General features: G+C 64.7%; 15 protein-coding genes. 10 read left to right on the top strand and 5 right to left on the bottom strand.

Going from position 1 to position 14,482, the window contains the following annotated elements:
• Window positions 1-28: 28 nt before the first annotated feature.
• Window positions 29-667 carry a hypothetical protein gene (locus tag AC3WJE_RS00120; RefSeq protein WP_493728743.1) on the bottom strand — a complete coding sequence of 213 codons (639 nt, stop codon included), beginning with the start codon at window positions 665-667 and terminating at the stop codon, window positions 29-31.
• Window positions 668-859: 192 nt separating this feature from the next.
• Between AC3WJE_RS00120 and AC3WJE_RS00125 the strand changes: the two genes are divergently transcribed.
• On the top strand, window positions 860-1,756 hold the full coding sequence (locus AC3WJE_RS00125) for a LysR family transcriptional regulator (protein ID WP_493728744.1): 897 nt from the start codon (window positions 860-862) through the stop codon (window positions 1,754-1,756).
• A gap of 8 nt (window positions 1,757-1,764) precedes the next feature.
• On the opposite strand, the gene AC3WJE_RS00130 is transcribed toward AC3WJE_RS00125, so the two are convergent.
• Window positions 1,765-3,105, bottom strand: a complete 1,341-nt coding sequence (locus tag AC3WJE_RS00130; protein WP_493728745.1) for an Nramp family divalent metal transporter — start codon at window positions 3,103-3,105, stop codon at window positions 1,765-1,767.
• A gap of 129 nt (window positions 3,106-3,234) precedes the next feature.
• On the opposite strand from AC3WJE_RS00130, the gene mntR reads away from it, so the two are divergent.
• The 3 genes from mntR (at window position 3,235) to orn (ending at window position 4,849) form a co-directional block, all read left to right on the top strand.
• Entirely contained in the window at window positions 3,235-3,705 is a 471-nt protein-coding gene (gene mntR / locus AC3WJE_RS00135) for a manganese-binding transcriptional regulator MntR (RefSeq protein ID WP_493728746.1), read from the top strand.
• An 11-nt stretch (window positions 3,706-3,716) separates the two neighbouring features.
• The gene (gene tadA / locus AC3WJE_RS00140; RefSeq protein WP_493729013.1) at window positions 3,717-4,205 is read left to right on the top strand and encodes a tRNA adenosine(34) deaminase TadA; all 489 of its coding nucleotides are present in this window, start codon (window positions 3,717-3,719) and stop codon (window positions 4,203-4,205) included.
• Window positions 4,206-4,276: 71 nt separating this feature from the next.
• A complete protein-coding gene (gene orn / locus AC3WJE_RS00145; RefSeq protein WP_493728747.1) occupies window positions 4,277-4,849 on the top strand; it encodes an oligoribonuclease in 573 nt (190 codons plus the stop codon).
• A gap of 101 nt (window positions 4,850-4,950) precedes the next feature.
• Here the strand turns inward: orn and AC3WJE_RS00150 are convergent, their stop codons facing one another.
• Together AC3WJE_RS00150 and ppsA are read right to left on the bottom strand one after the other, a co-directional pair.
• Window positions 4,951-5,862: a mechanosensitive ion channel family protein gene (locus AC3WJE_RS00150; RefSeq protein ID WP_493728748.1), complete on the bottom strand. Its 912-nt coding sequence runs from the start codon at window positions 5,860-5,862 to the stop codon at window positions 4,951-4,953.
• A gap of 133 nt (window positions 5,863-5,995) precedes the next feature.
• Window positions 5,996-8,374, bottom strand: coding sequence for a phosphoenolpyruvate synthase (gene ppsA, locus AC3WJE_RS00155; protein ID WP_493728749.1), 2,379 nt, complete (start codon window positions 8,372-8,374; stop codon window positions 5,996-5,998).
• A 145-nt stretch (window positions 8,375-8,519) separates the two neighbouring features.
• Here ppsA and ppsR point away from each other — a divergent pair, with 145 nt between their 5' ends.
• The 3 genes from ppsR to AC3WJE_RS00170 all read left to right on the top strand — a co-directional run bounded on the left by ppsR (window position 8,520) and on the right by AC3WJE_RS00170 (window position 10,538).
• The gene (gene ppsR / locus AC3WJE_RS00160; RefSeq protein WP_493728750.1) at window positions 8,520-9,341 is read left to right on the top strand and encodes a posphoenolpyruvate synthetase regulatory kinase/phosphorylase PpsR; all 822 of its coding nucleotides are present in this window, start codon (window positions 8,520-8,522) and stop codon (window positions 9,339-9,341) included.
• A gap of 119 nt (window positions 9,342-9,460) precedes the next feature.
• Window positions 9,461-9,964, top strand: coding sequence for a DUF1249 domain-containing protein (locus AC3WJE_RS00165; protein WP_493728751.1), 504 nt, complete (start codon window positions 9,461-9,463; stop codon window positions 9,962-9,964).
• Window positions 9,965-10,049: 85 nt separating this feature from the next.
• The gene (locus AC3WJE_RS00170) at window positions 10,050-10,538 is read left to right on the top strand and encodes an NUDIX hydrolase (protein WP_493728752.1); all 489 of its coding nucleotides are present in this window, start codon (window positions 10,050-10,052) and stop codon (window positions 10,536-10,538) included.
• Between the two features lie 292 nt (window positions 10,539-10,830).
• Here AC3WJE_RS00170 and AC3WJE_RS00175 read toward each other — a convergent pair whose 3' ends face one another.
• A complete protein-coding gene (locus AC3WJE_RS00175) occupies window positions 10,831-11,595 on the bottom strand; it encodes a 3-hydroxybutyrate dehydrogenase (protein ID WP_493728753.1) in 765 nt (254 codons plus the stop codon).
• Window positions 11,596-11,681: 86 nt separating this feature from the next.
• Between AC3WJE_RS00175 and AC3WJE_RS00180 the strand changes: the two genes are divergently transcribed.
• The 3 genes from AC3WJE_RS00180 to AC3WJE_RS00190 are packed head-to-tail and all read left to right on the top strand — an operon-like array spanning window position 11,682 to window position 14,449.
• The gene (locus AC3WJE_RS00180) at window positions 11,682-12,296 is read left to right on the top strand and encodes a CDP-alcohol phosphatidyltransferase family protein (RefSeq protein WP_493728754.1); all 615 of its coding nucleotides are present in this window, start codon (window positions 11,682-11,684) and stop codon (window positions 12,294-12,296) included.
• Window positions 12,297-12,329: 33 nt separating this feature from the next.
• Window positions 12,330-13,382, top strand: a complete 1,053-nt coding sequence (gene phaE / locus AC3WJE_RS00185; RefSeq protein WP_493728755.1) for a class III poly(R)-hydroxyalkanoic acid synthase subunit PhaE — start codon at window positions 12,330-12,332, stop codon at window positions 13,380-13,382.
• Entirely contained in the window at window positions 13,382-14,449 is a 1,068-nt protein-coding gene (locus tag AC3WJE_RS00190) for a class III poly(R)-hydroxyalkanoic acid synthase subunit PhaC (RefSeq protein ID WP_493728756.1), read from the top strand. Before phaE ends, AC3WJE_RS00190 begins: the two co-directional genes overlap by 1 nt.
• Window positions 14,450-14,482 lie beyond the last annotated feature (33 nt).

Raw genomic sequence — 14,482 nt, forward strand, 5'->3', positions numbered from 1 at the left:
TGTAGGAGATTAGATCGCCCGATTGCTCTCAAGCCACTATGCCGTGTGCATGCTCGCCGGTTTGTTGTGCTCTGAGCGCGTTCCAGAGTGCACTCAGGTGAAGCACCAGGGCCAGTTCGGCGGACTTGCTGTCATCGCCGGCCTGCCAGCGTCTGGCATCGGCGCGGGCTTCATCGGGAAGCAGTGCGAGCAGGTCAAGCTCGTCCATGTTCTGGATCTGTCCGTTCAATCGCCTTGCCTCGCTGATGGCTCGCAAAACGTAAAGGGCCATGTCGACGAAGGCTATCAGCCCGACCAGCGCCAGCGCCGGTTGCACCACGCTGTCGTAGTCGGAGGAGCCACCCAGGCTGACATAGACCGCCGCCAGGAAGCCGGCCGTTCTCCAGCCGGGCAGCATGAGTCTTTTGCGACGCGGCCAGTTCACGACGCAGCCGCTGACGAAAAATACGGAGGCCGTGGCGGCGGCGAGCCACTCCGGACTTGCGTGTATCCACACGGCACCGGCGGCGATCAGCAACGCGATCAATCGGAAGGACGGCAACATCCGTAGCCGGTAACTGGCGCCCACGTCACCCACCAGCAATTTCAGGTTTCGAACACCAACAGGAGGGTGCATTGCCGCGGTCCTGCCTCTTCCGATATCGGCCTGCAGAATCGTGGCCGGCATGTCGTAAATTCGTGGGATTGCTGAACGGTTTCCGCTTGAGGGATGTCATTCCGACCAGGGGGATGGTGCGTGGATTCGAACGCCCGCGTCGGCGACGCTTCGGATCGCCATGAGGGGAGGGGCTTTAGTTTGGTCCTTCGGTGCCGGTATGAGTAAAATGAATTCACCTAGTTTTGTGCATTCGAATTCAGCATGGACATCCGGCAACTGCGGGTCTTGGTCGAAGTCGTGCGTCGGGGCGGTTTTTCCGCTGCGGCGCAGTCGTTGTTCGCCACGCAGCCGACGGTCAGCAAGTCGATCCGGCAGTTGGAAGACGAACTCGGGCTGGTGCTGATCGATCGCTCGCGTCAGGGCATCCGACTGACCCAGGCGGGCGAGATCGTCTATCGACGTGCGCTGGTACTGCTTGGCGAACGCGACAATCTGCTGGCCGAGTTGGAAGAGTTGCGCGGACTCAGGCGCGGTGAATTGAACATCGGGCTGCCGCCGTTGGGGAGCGATGTATTGTTCGCGCCGCTGTTTGCGATCTATCGCGAACGCTATCCGCATATCGACCTGAAGGTGCTCGAACAGGGCAGCCAGGCCCTGGAAGACAGCCTGCGCGCCGGTGAGGTCGAGATCGCCGGCAGCCTGCTGCCCGTGTCGGAAGATTTCGAGTGGCAGTCAGTGCGGCGCGAGCCGTTGACGGTGCTGTTGCCGAAGCAACATCCGCTCGCCAGCCAGACCTCGTTGCGCCTGGAGATGCTCGGCGATACGCCGTTCATCCTGTTCGACAAGGGCTTCATGTTCAATCGCAAGATCATCGAGGCGTGCCAGCAGCGCGGATTCACGCCGCAGGAGGTGGCGCGCAGCGGGCAGATCGATTTCATCGTCGCGCTGGTCGCCGCCGGCATGGGCTTGGCGATGCTGCCGCGGATGATCGCCTTGCGCCGGCCGAATCCGCAGGTCGTCGCCTTGCCGCTGGAAGAGCAGGATCTGGCCTGGCACATGGCGCTGGTGTGGCGTCGCGGCGCGTTCCTCTCTCAGGCCGCGCAGGCGTGGCTGCAATTGGCGGCCGAGCAGGAGGACGTGCTGAGTGCCGGTACCTGATCCTGCGGTCAGTGCAGGAAGGTATCGGCGATCAGCTTGAGGTTGAGCACCACGATCACCGCGGCGATCACCCAGGCGATATGCACCAGCCAACGCGGCGCGACCAGTGCGCCCATCTTGCTTCGATCGGATACGAAGCGCACCAGCGGGATCACCGCGAACGGCAACTGCATCGACAGCAGTACCTGGCTGAATACCAATAGCCGTGCCGTCCCACTTTCGCCATAGAGCGCGGTGACGATCACCACCGGCACGATCGCGAGGCCGCGCGTGATCAACCGGCGCGCCCACGGTGCGATACGCAGACGCAGAAAGCCTTCCATCACGATCTGGCCGGCCAGTGTGGCGGTGACGGTCGAGTTGATGCCCGAGGCCAGTAGCGCGACCGCGAACAGCGTCGAAGCCAGACCGACGCCCAGCATCGGCGCCAGCAGTTCATAGGCCTGTTCGATCTCCTCCACGTCGGTGCGGCCATGCGCATGGAACACCGCTGCGGCCATGATCAGGATCGCGGCATTGACGAACAGGGCGAGGGTGAGGGCGATGGTGCTGTCGGCCGTGGCCCAGCGCAGTGCGCTGCGGCGGCCTTCGTCGGTGCGTGGATAGGCGCGGGTCTGCACGATCGAGGAATGCAGGTACAGGTTATGCGGCATCACCGTCGCGCCGATGATGCCGATCGCCAGGTACAGCGCGTGTGGGTCGGTCACGATCTGCGCGCGCGGGATGAATCCGCCGAGCACCTCGCGTATCGGCGGCGCGGCCATCGCGATCTGCAGCGCGAAGCAGAAGAAGATCACCAGCAACATGGCAATGACGAAAGCTTCCAGCGCACGGAAGCCGCGATTCATCAGGAACAGCACCAGCACCACGTCGATCGCGGTGATGATCGCGCCCATGGTCAACGGGATGCCGAACAGCAGCTTGAGCGCGATCGCGGTGCCGATCACTTCGGCCAGGTCGCAGGCGACGATCGCGGCCTCGCAGATCAGCCATAGCCCGAGATTCACCGGGCGAGGGTAATGGTCGCGGCAGGCCTGGGCCAGGTCACGGCCGGTAGCGATGCCCAGCCGTGCCGACAAACCCTGCAGCACCACCGCCATCAGATTCGAGAGCAGGATCACCGACAGCAGCAGGTAACCGAAATGCGAGCCGCCGCTCAGGTCGGTGGCCCAGTTGCCCGGGTCCATGTAGCCCACCGACACCATGTAGCCAGGGCCGAGGAAGGCGAGCAGGCGGAACCACCAATGCCCACCGCTGGGCACGCTGACGCTGGCGTTCATCTCGCCAAGGCTGGGCGAGGAGCCTTTGGATTGCGGCCAGGCCGGTGCGGGTGGGGATTCGGTGGACATGGCAGGTACTATATAGCAATTGCTAATTTAGTGAGCAAGGGCAATCTGCTGTTTCAATCGTAATGATGGCCAGACTCATTCAAAATAGGCGCGCTGGCGCCTCGCCAGCATCGGATATGGGACCAGAGGGTGGGCAGAAGCGAAAAACTCGAACCAGCCGCGCCGGCACTCGTCGACGCTGAGCTGCATGTGGAAAGTTTCCGGCAGGTGCGGGAGGCGCACCGGATGGAGCTGGTCGAGGACTATGTCGAGCTGATTTCGGACCTGCTGGGGGATGGCGGCGAGGCCCGGCAGGTCGATATCGCCACGCGCCTCGGCGTGGCCCAGCCGACGGTGGCCAAGATGCTCAAGCGCCTGGTTCGCGACGGCTGGGTCATTCAGCGTCCGTATCGCGGCGTGTTCCTGACCGAGGCCGGCGAAGCGCTGGCCGCGGCGAGCCGGCAGCGCCACCAGACCGTGGAGCGTTTCCTGATCGCGCTGGGCGTGGACGAAGCCACCGCGCGACGCGACGCCGAGGGCATCGAGCATCACGTCAGCGAAGCCACGCTGGCGGTGTTCGAGGCGTTCGTGCGCAAGCTGGAAGAAAGAGGGGAGCTGTGAGCGCAGCCGCGCTGCCGGCACAAGCAGACGAGGATGAACGCTGGATGCGTCACGCGCTCGCGCTGGCCGACCGGGCCGAGCGCGAGTTCGACGAGATCCCGGTTGGCGCGGTGCTGGTCGATGCCGAGGGGCAACTGATCGGCGAGGGCTGGAACTACAACATCGCCAGTCACGATCCCAGCGCGCATGCCGAGATCATGGCGATGCGCGAGGGCGGGCGCCGGCTCGGCAATCACCGACTGGTCGGCTGCACGCTCTACGTCACGCTCGAACCGTGCGCGATGTGCGCGATGGCGATGGTGCACGCGCGTATCGCACGCGTGGTGTACGCGGCGAGCGATCCGAAGACCGGCGCCTGCGGCGGTGTGTTCGACCTGATCGGCGACGCGCGCCACAACCATCGGGTGCAGGTCGATCGTGGCTTGCTTGCCAGCGAGGCGGGAACGCGGTTGACCAACTACTTCCGCGCCAAGCGCGGCAAGCCTCCCGTCGCGGGTTGATCGCCTCGCACACAGGGGCGCCGGGGTGCTGAGCTATCATCGCCTCCCGATTCTTCTTTACTGACGACACGATGGCCGAGAATTCCGCTGGCAATGACCGACTGATCTGGATCGACCTGGAGATGACCGGGCTCGACACCGATCGCGATTCCATCATCGAAATCGCCACGGTCGTTACCGATGCCCAGCTCAACGTGTTGGCGGAAGGGCCGGAGTTCGCGATCAGCCACTCGCAGGAAACACTCGAAGCGATGGACGAGTGGAACCGCAACCAGCACCGGCGTTCCGGGCTGTGGCAGCGCGTGATCGAGAGCGATGTCACCCTGAGTCATGCCGAAGCCCACACCGTGGCGTTCCTGCAGGAGTGGATCAAGGCCGGTGCATCGCCGATGTGCGGGAATTCGATCTGTCAGGACCGGCGCTTCCTGCATCGCCAGATGCCGCGGCTGGAGCGCTACTTCCATTACCGCAATCTTGACGTTTCCACGATCAAGGAACTGGCACGCCGCTGGGCGCCCTCGGTGCTGGACGGCGTGGCCAAGACCTCCAGCCACACCGCGCTGAGCGATGTGCACGATTCGATCGCCGAGCTGCGGCACTACCGCCACTTCATGGGCGAGTTGGCTGGTTTGACCGAAACCTGATCGGCGAAGAGAGTTTTTGTAGGAGCGACTTCAGTCGCGATGGGGCGTTCCCTGTGAAGCCCCATCGCGACTGAAGTCGCTCCTACAGAAAGCATGATGGCTCAGCTGGGTTTGGAGTCGCGCACCAAGGCCTTCAAGCCAGTCTGCTGCCCATCCTGATCGTGCAGGTAGAGATGCATGTCCTGTTTGGGATATGGGATGTTGAGGCCGGCCGTCTTGAAGTCGAGCTTGATCTGTTCCAGCAGCGCGGCCTTGGTGGCGGACCAGTCAGCGGTCTTTACGAAGCAGTGGATGCCGAGATTCACCGCGTTGGCGCCGAGTTCGTTGACCACCACGTCCGGCTCCGGCGTCTTCAGCACGCGCGCGTCGGCCTGCATGGCTTCCAGCGCGACCTTGCGCGCCAGGCGGATGTCGTCGTCGTAGCCGATGCCGATCACCAGCTCGATACGCCGTGTCGTCTGTGCGGTCAGGTTGACGATGGCGGCGGCGGTGATCAGGTTGTTGGGGATCGTCACGATCTGCTTGTCACCACCCTCCAGCACGGTCTGGAAGATGCGCACTTCGCGCACGGTGCCGGTCTGTCCGGCCACGGTGACCGTGTCGCCGACATGGAACGGGCGCAGCGTCACCAGCATCACGCCGGATGCGATGTTGGACAGTGAATCCTTCAGCGCCAGGCCGATCGCCAGGCCTGCGGTGCCGAGCACGGCCAGCAGTGGCGAGACCGGCACGCCGAGTGTGTTGATCGACAGGATCACCACGATCACCAGCGCGGCGATGTAGGCGATGTTGCGCAGGAAGGTGCCGAGCATCGGATCCACGCCAACGCGTGCGGTTGCGCGCGGTATCGCGTTGGTGATGCGCTTGGCCAGCCATAGACCGACCAGTAGCACCAATAGCGCGGAAATCGCCGGTATTCCGTAGGTTTCGAAGATGCGCTGCCAGTCGAGGTTGTGGAACCAGGAGCGGGCGACGGGCAGGGTGGGGACGACGGATACGACGCTTGAGGTCACGAGTAGCTCCTTCAGCGGGGGTTTTCCGGACAGGGTGATCGGGATTGTCGCAACGAACCGGATCTAGGAAATGCGAAGCCCCGCAGGGCGGGGCTTCGCAAGGGGCCATCAGCGAACCATGACGAACACGTCGTCAGGCGCTCGCCTTGAGCTTGGCCAGACGCAGCCAGGTATCGACCACGGTGTCGGGGTTGAGCGACACCGACTCGATGCCTTCCTGCATCAGCCACTCGGCCAGATCGGGATGGTCCGACGGCCCCTGGCCGCAGATGCCGACATACTTACCCTTGGCGCGCGCGGCCTTGATCGCCATCGACAGCAGCTTCTTGACCGCCGGGTTCCGTTCATCGAACAGGTGCGCGACGATCGAGGAATCGCGGTCCAGGCCGAGCGTGAGCTGGGTCAGGTCGTTGGAACCGATCGAGAAGCCGTCGAAGATCTCCAGGAACTCATCGGCCAGCAGTGCATTGGACGGGACCTCGCACATCATGATGATCTTCAGGCCGTTCTCGCCCTGCCTGAGGCCGTTCTTCTCCAGCACCTCGATGACCTTGCGGCCTTCTTCCAGGGTGCGCACGAACGGGATCATGACCCACAGGTTGTCCAGGCCCATCTCGTTGCGCACGCGCAGCACCGCCTTGCACTCGAGCGCGAAGGCATCGGAGAAGCTCGGATCGACGTAGCGGCTGGCGCCACGGAAGCCGATCATCGGGTTCTCTTCGTGCGGCTCGTAGTTGTTGCCGCCGATCAGGTTGGCGTACTCGTTGGACTTGAAGTCCGACAGGCGCACGATCACCGGATTCGGCGCGACCGAGGCGGTCAGGGTCGAGATGCCCTCGGCCAGGCGATCGACGTAGAAACTGACCGGGTCGGCATAGCCGGCGATCTTGGCGTCGATCTTCTTCTTGGTCTCCGCGTCCTGCTTGTCGTACTCGAGCAGGGCGTTGGGATGCACGCCGATGTGCGCGGCGATGATCATCTCCAGGCGCGCCAGGCCGATGCCGGCGTTCGGCAACTGGCCGAAGTCGAAGGCACGTTCCGGGTTGGCCACGTTCATCATGATCTTCAGCGGCGCCGGCGGCATGTTGCCCAGGTCCGTGGTGACGCGCTCGAACTCCAGCTTGCCCTCGTAGATGAAGCCGGTGTCACCTTCGGCGCAGCTGACGGTCACTTCCTGGCCATCCTGGATCACCTGCGTCGCGTTGCCGGAGCCGACCACCGCCGGTACGCCCAGCTCACGCGCGATGATCGCGGCATGGCAGGTGCGGCCGCCACGGTTGGTGACGATCGCCGAGGCGCGCTTCATCACCGGCTCCCAATCGGGATCGGTCATGTCCGCGATCAGCACGTCGCCGGGCTGCACGCGGGCCATGTCGTCCAGCGACTTGACCACGCGCGCGGTGCCGGCGCCGATCTTGGCGCCGACGGCACGGCCTTCTGCCAGCACCTTGCCGCCCTTCTCGAGCAGCGCGAAGCGCTCGATCTGGGTGGCGTGGCTACGCGACTTCACCGTTTCCGGGCGGGCCTGCACGATGAACAGCTTGCCGCTGACCCCGTCCTTGGCCCACTCGATGTCCATCGGGCGGCCGTAGTGCTTCTCGATGACCAGCGCCTGCTTGGACAGCTCCTGCACGTCAGCATCGCTGATCGAGAACGTGCTGCGCAGCTCGGCCGGGGTGTCCTCGGTCCGCACGCGCTCACCCGGCACGTCCGAATACACCATGCGGATCGCCTTGCTGCCGAGCGAGCGGCGCAGGATCGCCGGCTTGCCGGCCTGCAGGGTCGGCTTGTAGACGTAGAACTCGTCGGGATTGACCGCGCCCTGCACGACCATCTCGCCCAGGCCGAAGGACGAGGTGACGAACACCACGTCGCGGAAGCCGGACTCGGTGTCGAGCGTGAACAGCACGCCGGAGGAGCCGACGCCGGAGCGCACCATCAGTTGCACGCCGGCCGACAGGAACACGTCCTCGTGCTTGAAGCCGTGGTGTACGCGATAGGCAATCGCGCGGTCGTTGTAGAGGCTGGCGAAGACTTCCTTGACCTTGTGCACGACATCGTCGGCACCGGTCACGTTGAGGAAGGTCTCCTGCTGGCCGGCGAAGGAGGCATCCGGCAGATCCTCGGCGGTAGCCGAGGAACGCACCGCGACTGCCACGTCGCCGCCGCCGTTTTCGGCCGACAGCTTGGTGTAGGCGTCGCGGATGTCCTTGTCCAGATCAGGCTGCAGCGGTGCATCGATCACCCAGCCGCGGATTTCCTTGCCGGCGATGGTCAGCGCGTTGACGTCTTCGACATCCAGCGTTTCGAGCTTGTCGAAGATGCGCTTGGACAGGTCGTTGTAGGCGATGAACGTCTTGAACGCTTCCGCAGTGGTGGCGTAACCACCCGGAACCGATACGCCCAGCCCGGCCAGGTTGCCGATCATTTCGCCCAGCGACGAATTCTTACCACCCACGCGGGCCAGGTCGGCCAAGCGCAGTTCATGCAACCACAGGATGTTCTCGTTCAAGCGCGATGCTCCGTTTGACCACCGCCCGATGGGCCGGGCTGCATGGCCGCGTCCGTAGGAAGAACCGTTATGATGCAGCGCACAGCCGAGCCCGCACAAGCTTGATTCCTGTGGCTCCAGGCGTTCCAGCAAGGAGATCCACCCGATGTCGACGATCCGGCCGGTGTTCTATGTGTCCGATGGAACCGGTATCACCGCTGAAACCATTGGCCACAGCCTGTTGACCCAGTTCAACGGTTTCAGCTTCGTCACCGACCGCATGGCGTTCATCGACGATGCAGAAAAAGCCCGCGAGGCCAGCCAGCGGATCCATGCTGCGGGCGAGCGCTACCAGGTGCGCCCGATCGTGGTGAACTCCTGCGTGGACCCGGGCCTGAGCATGATCCTGGCCGAGAGCGGGGCGCTGATGCTGGACGTGTTCGCGCCCTTCATCGAGCGGCTGGAGCGCGAACTCAACACGCCGCGCCATTCGCGGGTCGGGCAGGCGCACGGCATGGTGGATTTCGAGACCTACCACCGCCGCATCAACGCGATGAACTTCGCACTCAGTCACGATGACGGTGTGGCGCTGAATTACGACGAGGCGGACGTGATCCTGGTCGCGGTTTCACGCGCCGGCAAGACCCCGACCTGCATCTATCTGGCGCTGCACTATGGGGTCAAGGCGGCCAACTATCCGTTGACCGACGAGGATCTGGAGACCGATCGGCTGCCGCCGCGGCTGCGTCCGTATCGCAAGAAACTGTTCGGCCTGACCATCGATCCGGATCGATTGCAGCAGATCCGCCAGGAGCGTCGCGCAAATTCGCGCTATTCCGCACCAGAGACCTGCCGCCGTGAAGTGGCCGCGGCCGAGCACATGTTCCAGGCCGAGCGCATCCCGACCCTGAGCACCACGCATACCTCGATCGAGGAGATTTCGAGCAAGGTCCTTTCGACCTTCGGCCTGCAGCGCGAGATGTTCTGAAGACGTGCCGTGCTCTTGCGAGGGACTCGCAGGAAAGCGGGGGTAGATCACCAAAGTAGGCCGATGGCGACGGGGCGTCAATGCTGCCGTTGTCGCAGTGCAGCGTGTAGGATCGGGCCATGCGCAACGTCCCGGTCCGCCACGAACGCATCCCTCGCCTGAGCCAGTTCGGCTGGCTGATGGGGCTGTACGCCGAGAACTATGTGCATCTGAATCGGTTGTTCGCGCCGGGCGATCTGCTTGAGGGAACCTATGTGTCCAGCGTCGGCGACGGCCTGGATGTGCGGTTGGAAGTGATCGAACGCCACCGCTATACGGTCGAGCTGCGCCTGACCTATGACTTCTGCGATCCGCTGACCGGCGAGCCGGATCCGTCCGCCTTCGTGCGGCTGTATCAGGACGCCCGCCAGGCCGAGACGACGCACTGCTACGTCGGTCGTCGCTGGCAGGACGTGATCGGGATGTACCCGCCGCCGCGCGAGGTGATCAGTCACCGCATGCGCATGAACACCTTCCTGGGCAAGTGGCTGGAGTATCTGGCCGAGCAGGGGCATGGGCGTGCCCGCCTGCGGCGGGTGGCCGCTGGCATGGCCGATCTGGCGCTGCCGGCTTCGTTGTCCTGACGGGTATCTCTAGGGAAGGCCGCGTTGCGGCCTTCGGGTGGAGTGGGGTGCTCGGGCATACTGGCGGTTTTCGCAGGATGACCGCATGCCGTACACGCCCATCGTCGCCACACTCGGCTATGTGCTGTCGCCGGACGGCCGTCGCGTCCTGATGATCCATCGCAATATCCGCCAGGGCGACCATCATCTCGGCAAATACAACGGCCTGGGCGGCAAGATCGAGCCGGAAGAAGATGTGCTGGCCGGCATGCGCCGGGAGATCCTCGAGGAAGCCGGGGTGGAATGCACCGCGATGCGCTTCCGCGGCACGCTGAGCTGGCCGGGCTTCGGCAAGCATGGCGAGGACTGGCTGGGCTTCGTGTTCGTGATCGACGCTTTCGAGGGTGAGCCGATGTCGGTCAACCCGGAAGGCACGCTGGAGTGGGTCGAGCTCGACCGCCTGTTCGATCTGCCGATGTGGGAAGGCGACCGGCATTTCCTGCCGCTGGTGTTCGACGGCGATGCGCGGCCGTTCCATGGCGTGATGCCGTATCGCGATGGGCGGATGCTGTCTTGGAGCTATTCGAGGCTCTGACGCGGCCCGGCCCGGGCTTATCCGATCTGCTGGGGTTGTCCACATTCGGTGTGGGTGAGTAGCGGGCAAAGCTGTGGACAGGTTCCGCAACTGACTGATCAGAAAGATGTTCGGTGATGGCTGGTGAAAAAAACGCCATCGAAGCACTGCGCTCCGTCACGTTTTCCACAGCCCCTGTGGATGAAATATGGGTAAGTCTGTGGAAAACCGTGCGCAGGCCCCGCCAGGCAACGCTGTCAAGACGGATGGCGAAAAAATGACCGATGTTTTCGCAATCGGATGAAAAGACGCTCTACGTGGCGGTCCAGCCGCCATCAAGGGCAAGGGTCTGCCCGGTGATGTTGCGGGCGGCATGCGAGACTAGGAAGGCGACGGTGCCGGCCAGTTCGTCGTACTCGATGAAGACGCCCTTCGGCATTGGCCGGAGCATGACCTCGCCGACCACGGCGTCCTCGCTGATGCCGCGGGCGCGGGCCTGGTCGGCGATCTGCTTGTCCACCAACAGGGTGCGCACGTAGCTGGGGCAGAGTGTGTTGATGGTGATGTCGTGTTGCGCCGTCTCCAGCGCGATCACCTTGGAAAAGCCGACCAGCCCATGCTTGGCGGCGACGTAGGCGCTCTTGTACGGGCTGGCCACCAGCGAATGGATGCTGCCGATGTTGACGATGCGCCCGAAGCCGCGCTCGCGCATGCCGGGAAGCACGGCCCGGGTCAGGCGCGCCGCGCCGGTCAGCATGACCTGCACCAGCAGGTCCCACTTCTCCATCGGGAACTGCTCCAACGGCGCGACGTGCTGCAGGCCGGCGTTGTTGACCAGCACGTCCACGGGGCGCGACAGGCCGGCCAGGGCTGCAGCGACGGATTCGTCGCCGGTCACATCGAGTGCGAGCGCCTCGGCCGAGCCGCCGGCCTTGATGATGTCGTCGGCAACCTGACGGGCCGCCGGAAGAGACAGATCACTGACCAGCAGGTGATGCCCGGCGCGGGCGAGTTCGTGGGCGATGCCGGCGCCAATGCCGCTGCCGGCACCGGTGATCAGGATGGAACGTGGCGTCATCGTGGGCCTTCCGAGGTTGACAGGAGAGGTTCGCCGCCAGGACCCGGTCGCGCTACCCTGTCGGCCATTTCAATGCACAGGTTCGCATGAAACGCCATTTCTCGATGCTGCGCGATTTCCAGTTGGCGGACTGGTTCACCCTGGCCAATGCGTTCTGCGGCACCGGGGCGATCTTCGCAGCGATGCGATTTCTCCAGGATGGTCATCGCGGTGACCTGCTGTTCGGCATGGCGCTGATCCCGATGGCCTTCATCTTCGACGCGCTCGACGGCCGGGTGGCGCGCTGGCGCAAGTCTTCCTCGACGCTGGGCCGCGAGCTGGACTCGCTGGCCGACGTGATCTCGTTCGGCGTGGCCCCGGCAGCGCTGGCCTACGCCTGCGGCATGCAGGGCGGGTGGGACTGGCTGGTGCTGAGCTACTTCGTCTGCTGCGGCGTGAGCCGGCTGGCGCGCTACAACGTCACCGCCGAGGAGATCGCCGGCGACGGCGACAAGGTGCCTTACTTCGAGGGCACGCCGATTCCGACCAGCCTGGCGCTGGTGATCGTGCTGGCGGTGATTGCCTCGACCGACCGGATCGGCGACGCGCTGTGGTGGGGCCAGTGGCAGCTTGGTCCCTGGCAGTTGCACCCGCTGGTGCTGCTGTTCGCGCTGTCCGGTTCGTTGATGATCAGCAAGACGTTGAGGATTCCCAAGCCGTAGCATGGGCACCACGATGGTTCACCGGAGCGGACGATGACGGCCAAGGGGTCTGAGGGCGATTTCGAGGCGCAGGCACGGCGCTATTGGGATGCCTGGAACGAGGCACTCCAACAGGGGCGTGCGCAGGCGGCTCCGGCGGATGTGCCGGGTTCCGGCGGCGATACCCCGAGCTGGCAGCAGGCACTGGATTGGTGGGCGCAACGGCTGCCGGACGACGCTCCGTCGACGACGCAGGAAGCGATTGACCGCTTCCGCAACCAGGCCGGTGACTGGCTGGGCACGATGCAGCAGGTGGCCGCACGCTTTGCCGGGCGCGATACCACCAGCGAGGACGTCGCGCGCGCTTGGCGCGAGGCGGTCGAAGGTCAGGGCGAGCGGCTGATGCAGTGGACGCTGGGAGCGAGCCGTGGCGGCGCGGTACCCGGCGTCGATCCATTGCTGCAGGAAGCCGCGCGCCTGTTCGAAACATGGCGTCGTGACAGCGCGCCCTGGCTGGACATGCCGGCGTTCGGGCTCGGGCGCAATCACCAGACGCGCTGGCAGGTGCTGGCGCGCGCGCAGCAGGAGTATCAGGAGCGCTCGCAGGCGTATGCGGCACAGCTCAAGAATGCGATCGACCAGGCCTTCACGCTGTTCGAATCGAAGCTGGCCGAGCACGAGGGGGCCGGCAGCCAACTGACCAGCGCGCGTGCGATGTTCGACCTGTGGATCGAGGCGGCCGAGGAGGCGTATTCGGCGGTGGCGTTGTCCGAGGAGTTCCAGCGGGTCTACGGCGCGCTCACCAATGCGCAGATGCGCCTGCGCGCCGGCATCCAGCAGGAAGTGGAGCAGTTCAGCGAGCGGCTGGGCATGCCGACCCGTTCGGAGATGGATGCCGCGCACCGGCGCATCGCCGAACTGGAGCGGCTGGTGCGGCGGATGGCGGCGGGCACAGGCCCGGAGCCGGGTGCTGAAGGCAATGCGAAGTCCTCATCCAAGGCAACAGGCAAGAGCAAGGCCAGGAAAGCGGCATCCCCGGCGCCCGCCAAGAAGCCATCTGGCCGAAGCGCCAAGCCGGCGAAGACCGCGCCGCGAGGAAAGCAGTAGTGAAAGGCCCGCTGGGTTTCAACGCCGACGACCTGCTGCAGGAGACGCTCGCGCTGCAACGCAAGCTGCTGGACGGCCTGCGCGTGCTGCCGGGCGTGGACGACGTGCAGTACGGCGCGACCGAGCGGCAGGAGGTCTGGCGTGACGGCAGGGTGGTGCTGTACCGCTTCATCGGCGACAAACCGCCGGTTTCGAAGGTGCCGCTGCTGATCGTCTACGCGCTGGTCAACCGCCCGTACATGGTGGACCTGCAGGCCGACCGTTCGCTGGTGAAGGGGCTGCTCGCGCTGGGTGAGGACGTGTACGTGCTCGATTGGGGCTATCCCGACCGTTCCGAACGTTTCCTCACGCTGGAGGACTATCTGCTGCGCTACATCGACGGCGCGGTCGACCACCTGCGCCAGGCGCATGCGGCCAATGCCATCGATATCCTCGGCATCTGCCAGGGGGGCACGTTCTCGCTGTGCTACTCGGCGCTGCGCCGGCGCAAGGTGCGCAACCTGATCACGATGGTGACGCCGGTGGATTTCCACACCCCGGACAACATGCTGTCGAACTGGGCGCGGCTGGTGGACGTGGACCTGTTCGTCGACACGATCGGCAACGTGCCGGCCGACCTGATGAACGCCAGTTACCTGATGCTCAAACCGTTCCGGCTCAACCTGCAGAAGTACGTGGGGCTGCTGGACATCCTCGACGACAAGCATGCGCTGGAGGACTTCCTGCGCATGGAGAAGTGGATCTTCGATTCGCCAGACCTGGCGGGCGAGGCATTCCGCGAGTTCATCAAGAAGTTCTACCAGGCCAACGGCCTGATGGAAGGCGGAGTCGAGATCGGCGGCGAGACCGTGGACCTGACGACGCTGGACATGCCGATCCTGAATCTCTACGCCGAGCAGGATCATCTGGTGCCTCCCGACGCCTCGCGCGCGCTGCGCGGACGGGTCGGCAGTGCGGACTACACCGAGCTGAGCTTCCGCGGCGGCCATATCGGCATCTATGTGTCCGGGCGCGCCCAGCACGAAGTCCCGTCGGCGATCCACCAATGGCTCGCGCAACGTTCCTGAGCACATCGCTTGTCCGGTGCGCATGGCTCATTG

Source organism: Pseudomonas sp. GW821-FHT07E12, assembly GCF_058986605.1.

Excerpts from the sequence above, each read along its gene's own strand:
- AC3WJE_RS00120 (WP_493728743.1), bottom strand. The coding sequence starts at position 667 with ATGCCGGCCACGATTCTGCAGGCCGATATCGGAAGAGGCAGGACCGCG.
- AC3WJE_RS00125 (WP_493728744.1), top strand. The coding sequence starts at position 860 with ATGGACATCCGGCAACTGCGGGTCTTGGTCGAAGTCGTGCGTCGGGGC.
- AC3WJE_RS00130 (WP_493728745.1), bottom strand. The coding sequence starts at position 3,105 with ATGTCCACCGAATCCCCACCCGCACCGGCCTGGCCGCAATCCAAAGGC.
- orn (WP_493728747.1), top strand. The coding sequence starts at position 4,277 with ATGGCCGAGAATTCCGCTGGCAATGACCGACTGATCTGGATCGACCTG.
- ppsR (WP_493728750.1), top strand. The coding sequence starts at position 8,520 with ATGTCGACGATCCGGCCGGTGTTCTATGTGTCCGATGGAACCGGTATC.
- AC3WJE_RS00165 (WP_493728751.1), top strand. The coding sequence starts at position 9,461 with ATGCGCAACGTCCCGGTCCGCCACGAACGCATCCCTCGCCTGAGCCAG.
- AC3WJE_RS00170 (WP_493728752.1), top strand. The coding sequence starts at position 10,050 with ATGCCGTACACGCCCATCGTCGCCACACTCGGCTATGTGCTGTCGCCG.
- AC3WJE_RS00175 (WP_493728753.1), bottom strand. The coding sequence starts at position 11,595 with ATGACGCCACGTTCCATCCTGATCACCGGTGCCGGCAGCGGCATTGGC.
- AC3WJE_RS00180 (WP_493728754.1), top strand. The coding sequence starts at position 11,682 with ATGAAACGCCATTTCTCGATGCTGCGCGATTTCCAGTTGGCGGACTGG.
- phaE (WP_493728755.1), top strand. The coding sequence starts at position 12,330 with ATGACGGCCAAGGGGTCTGAGGGCGATTTCGAGGCGCAGGCACGGCGC.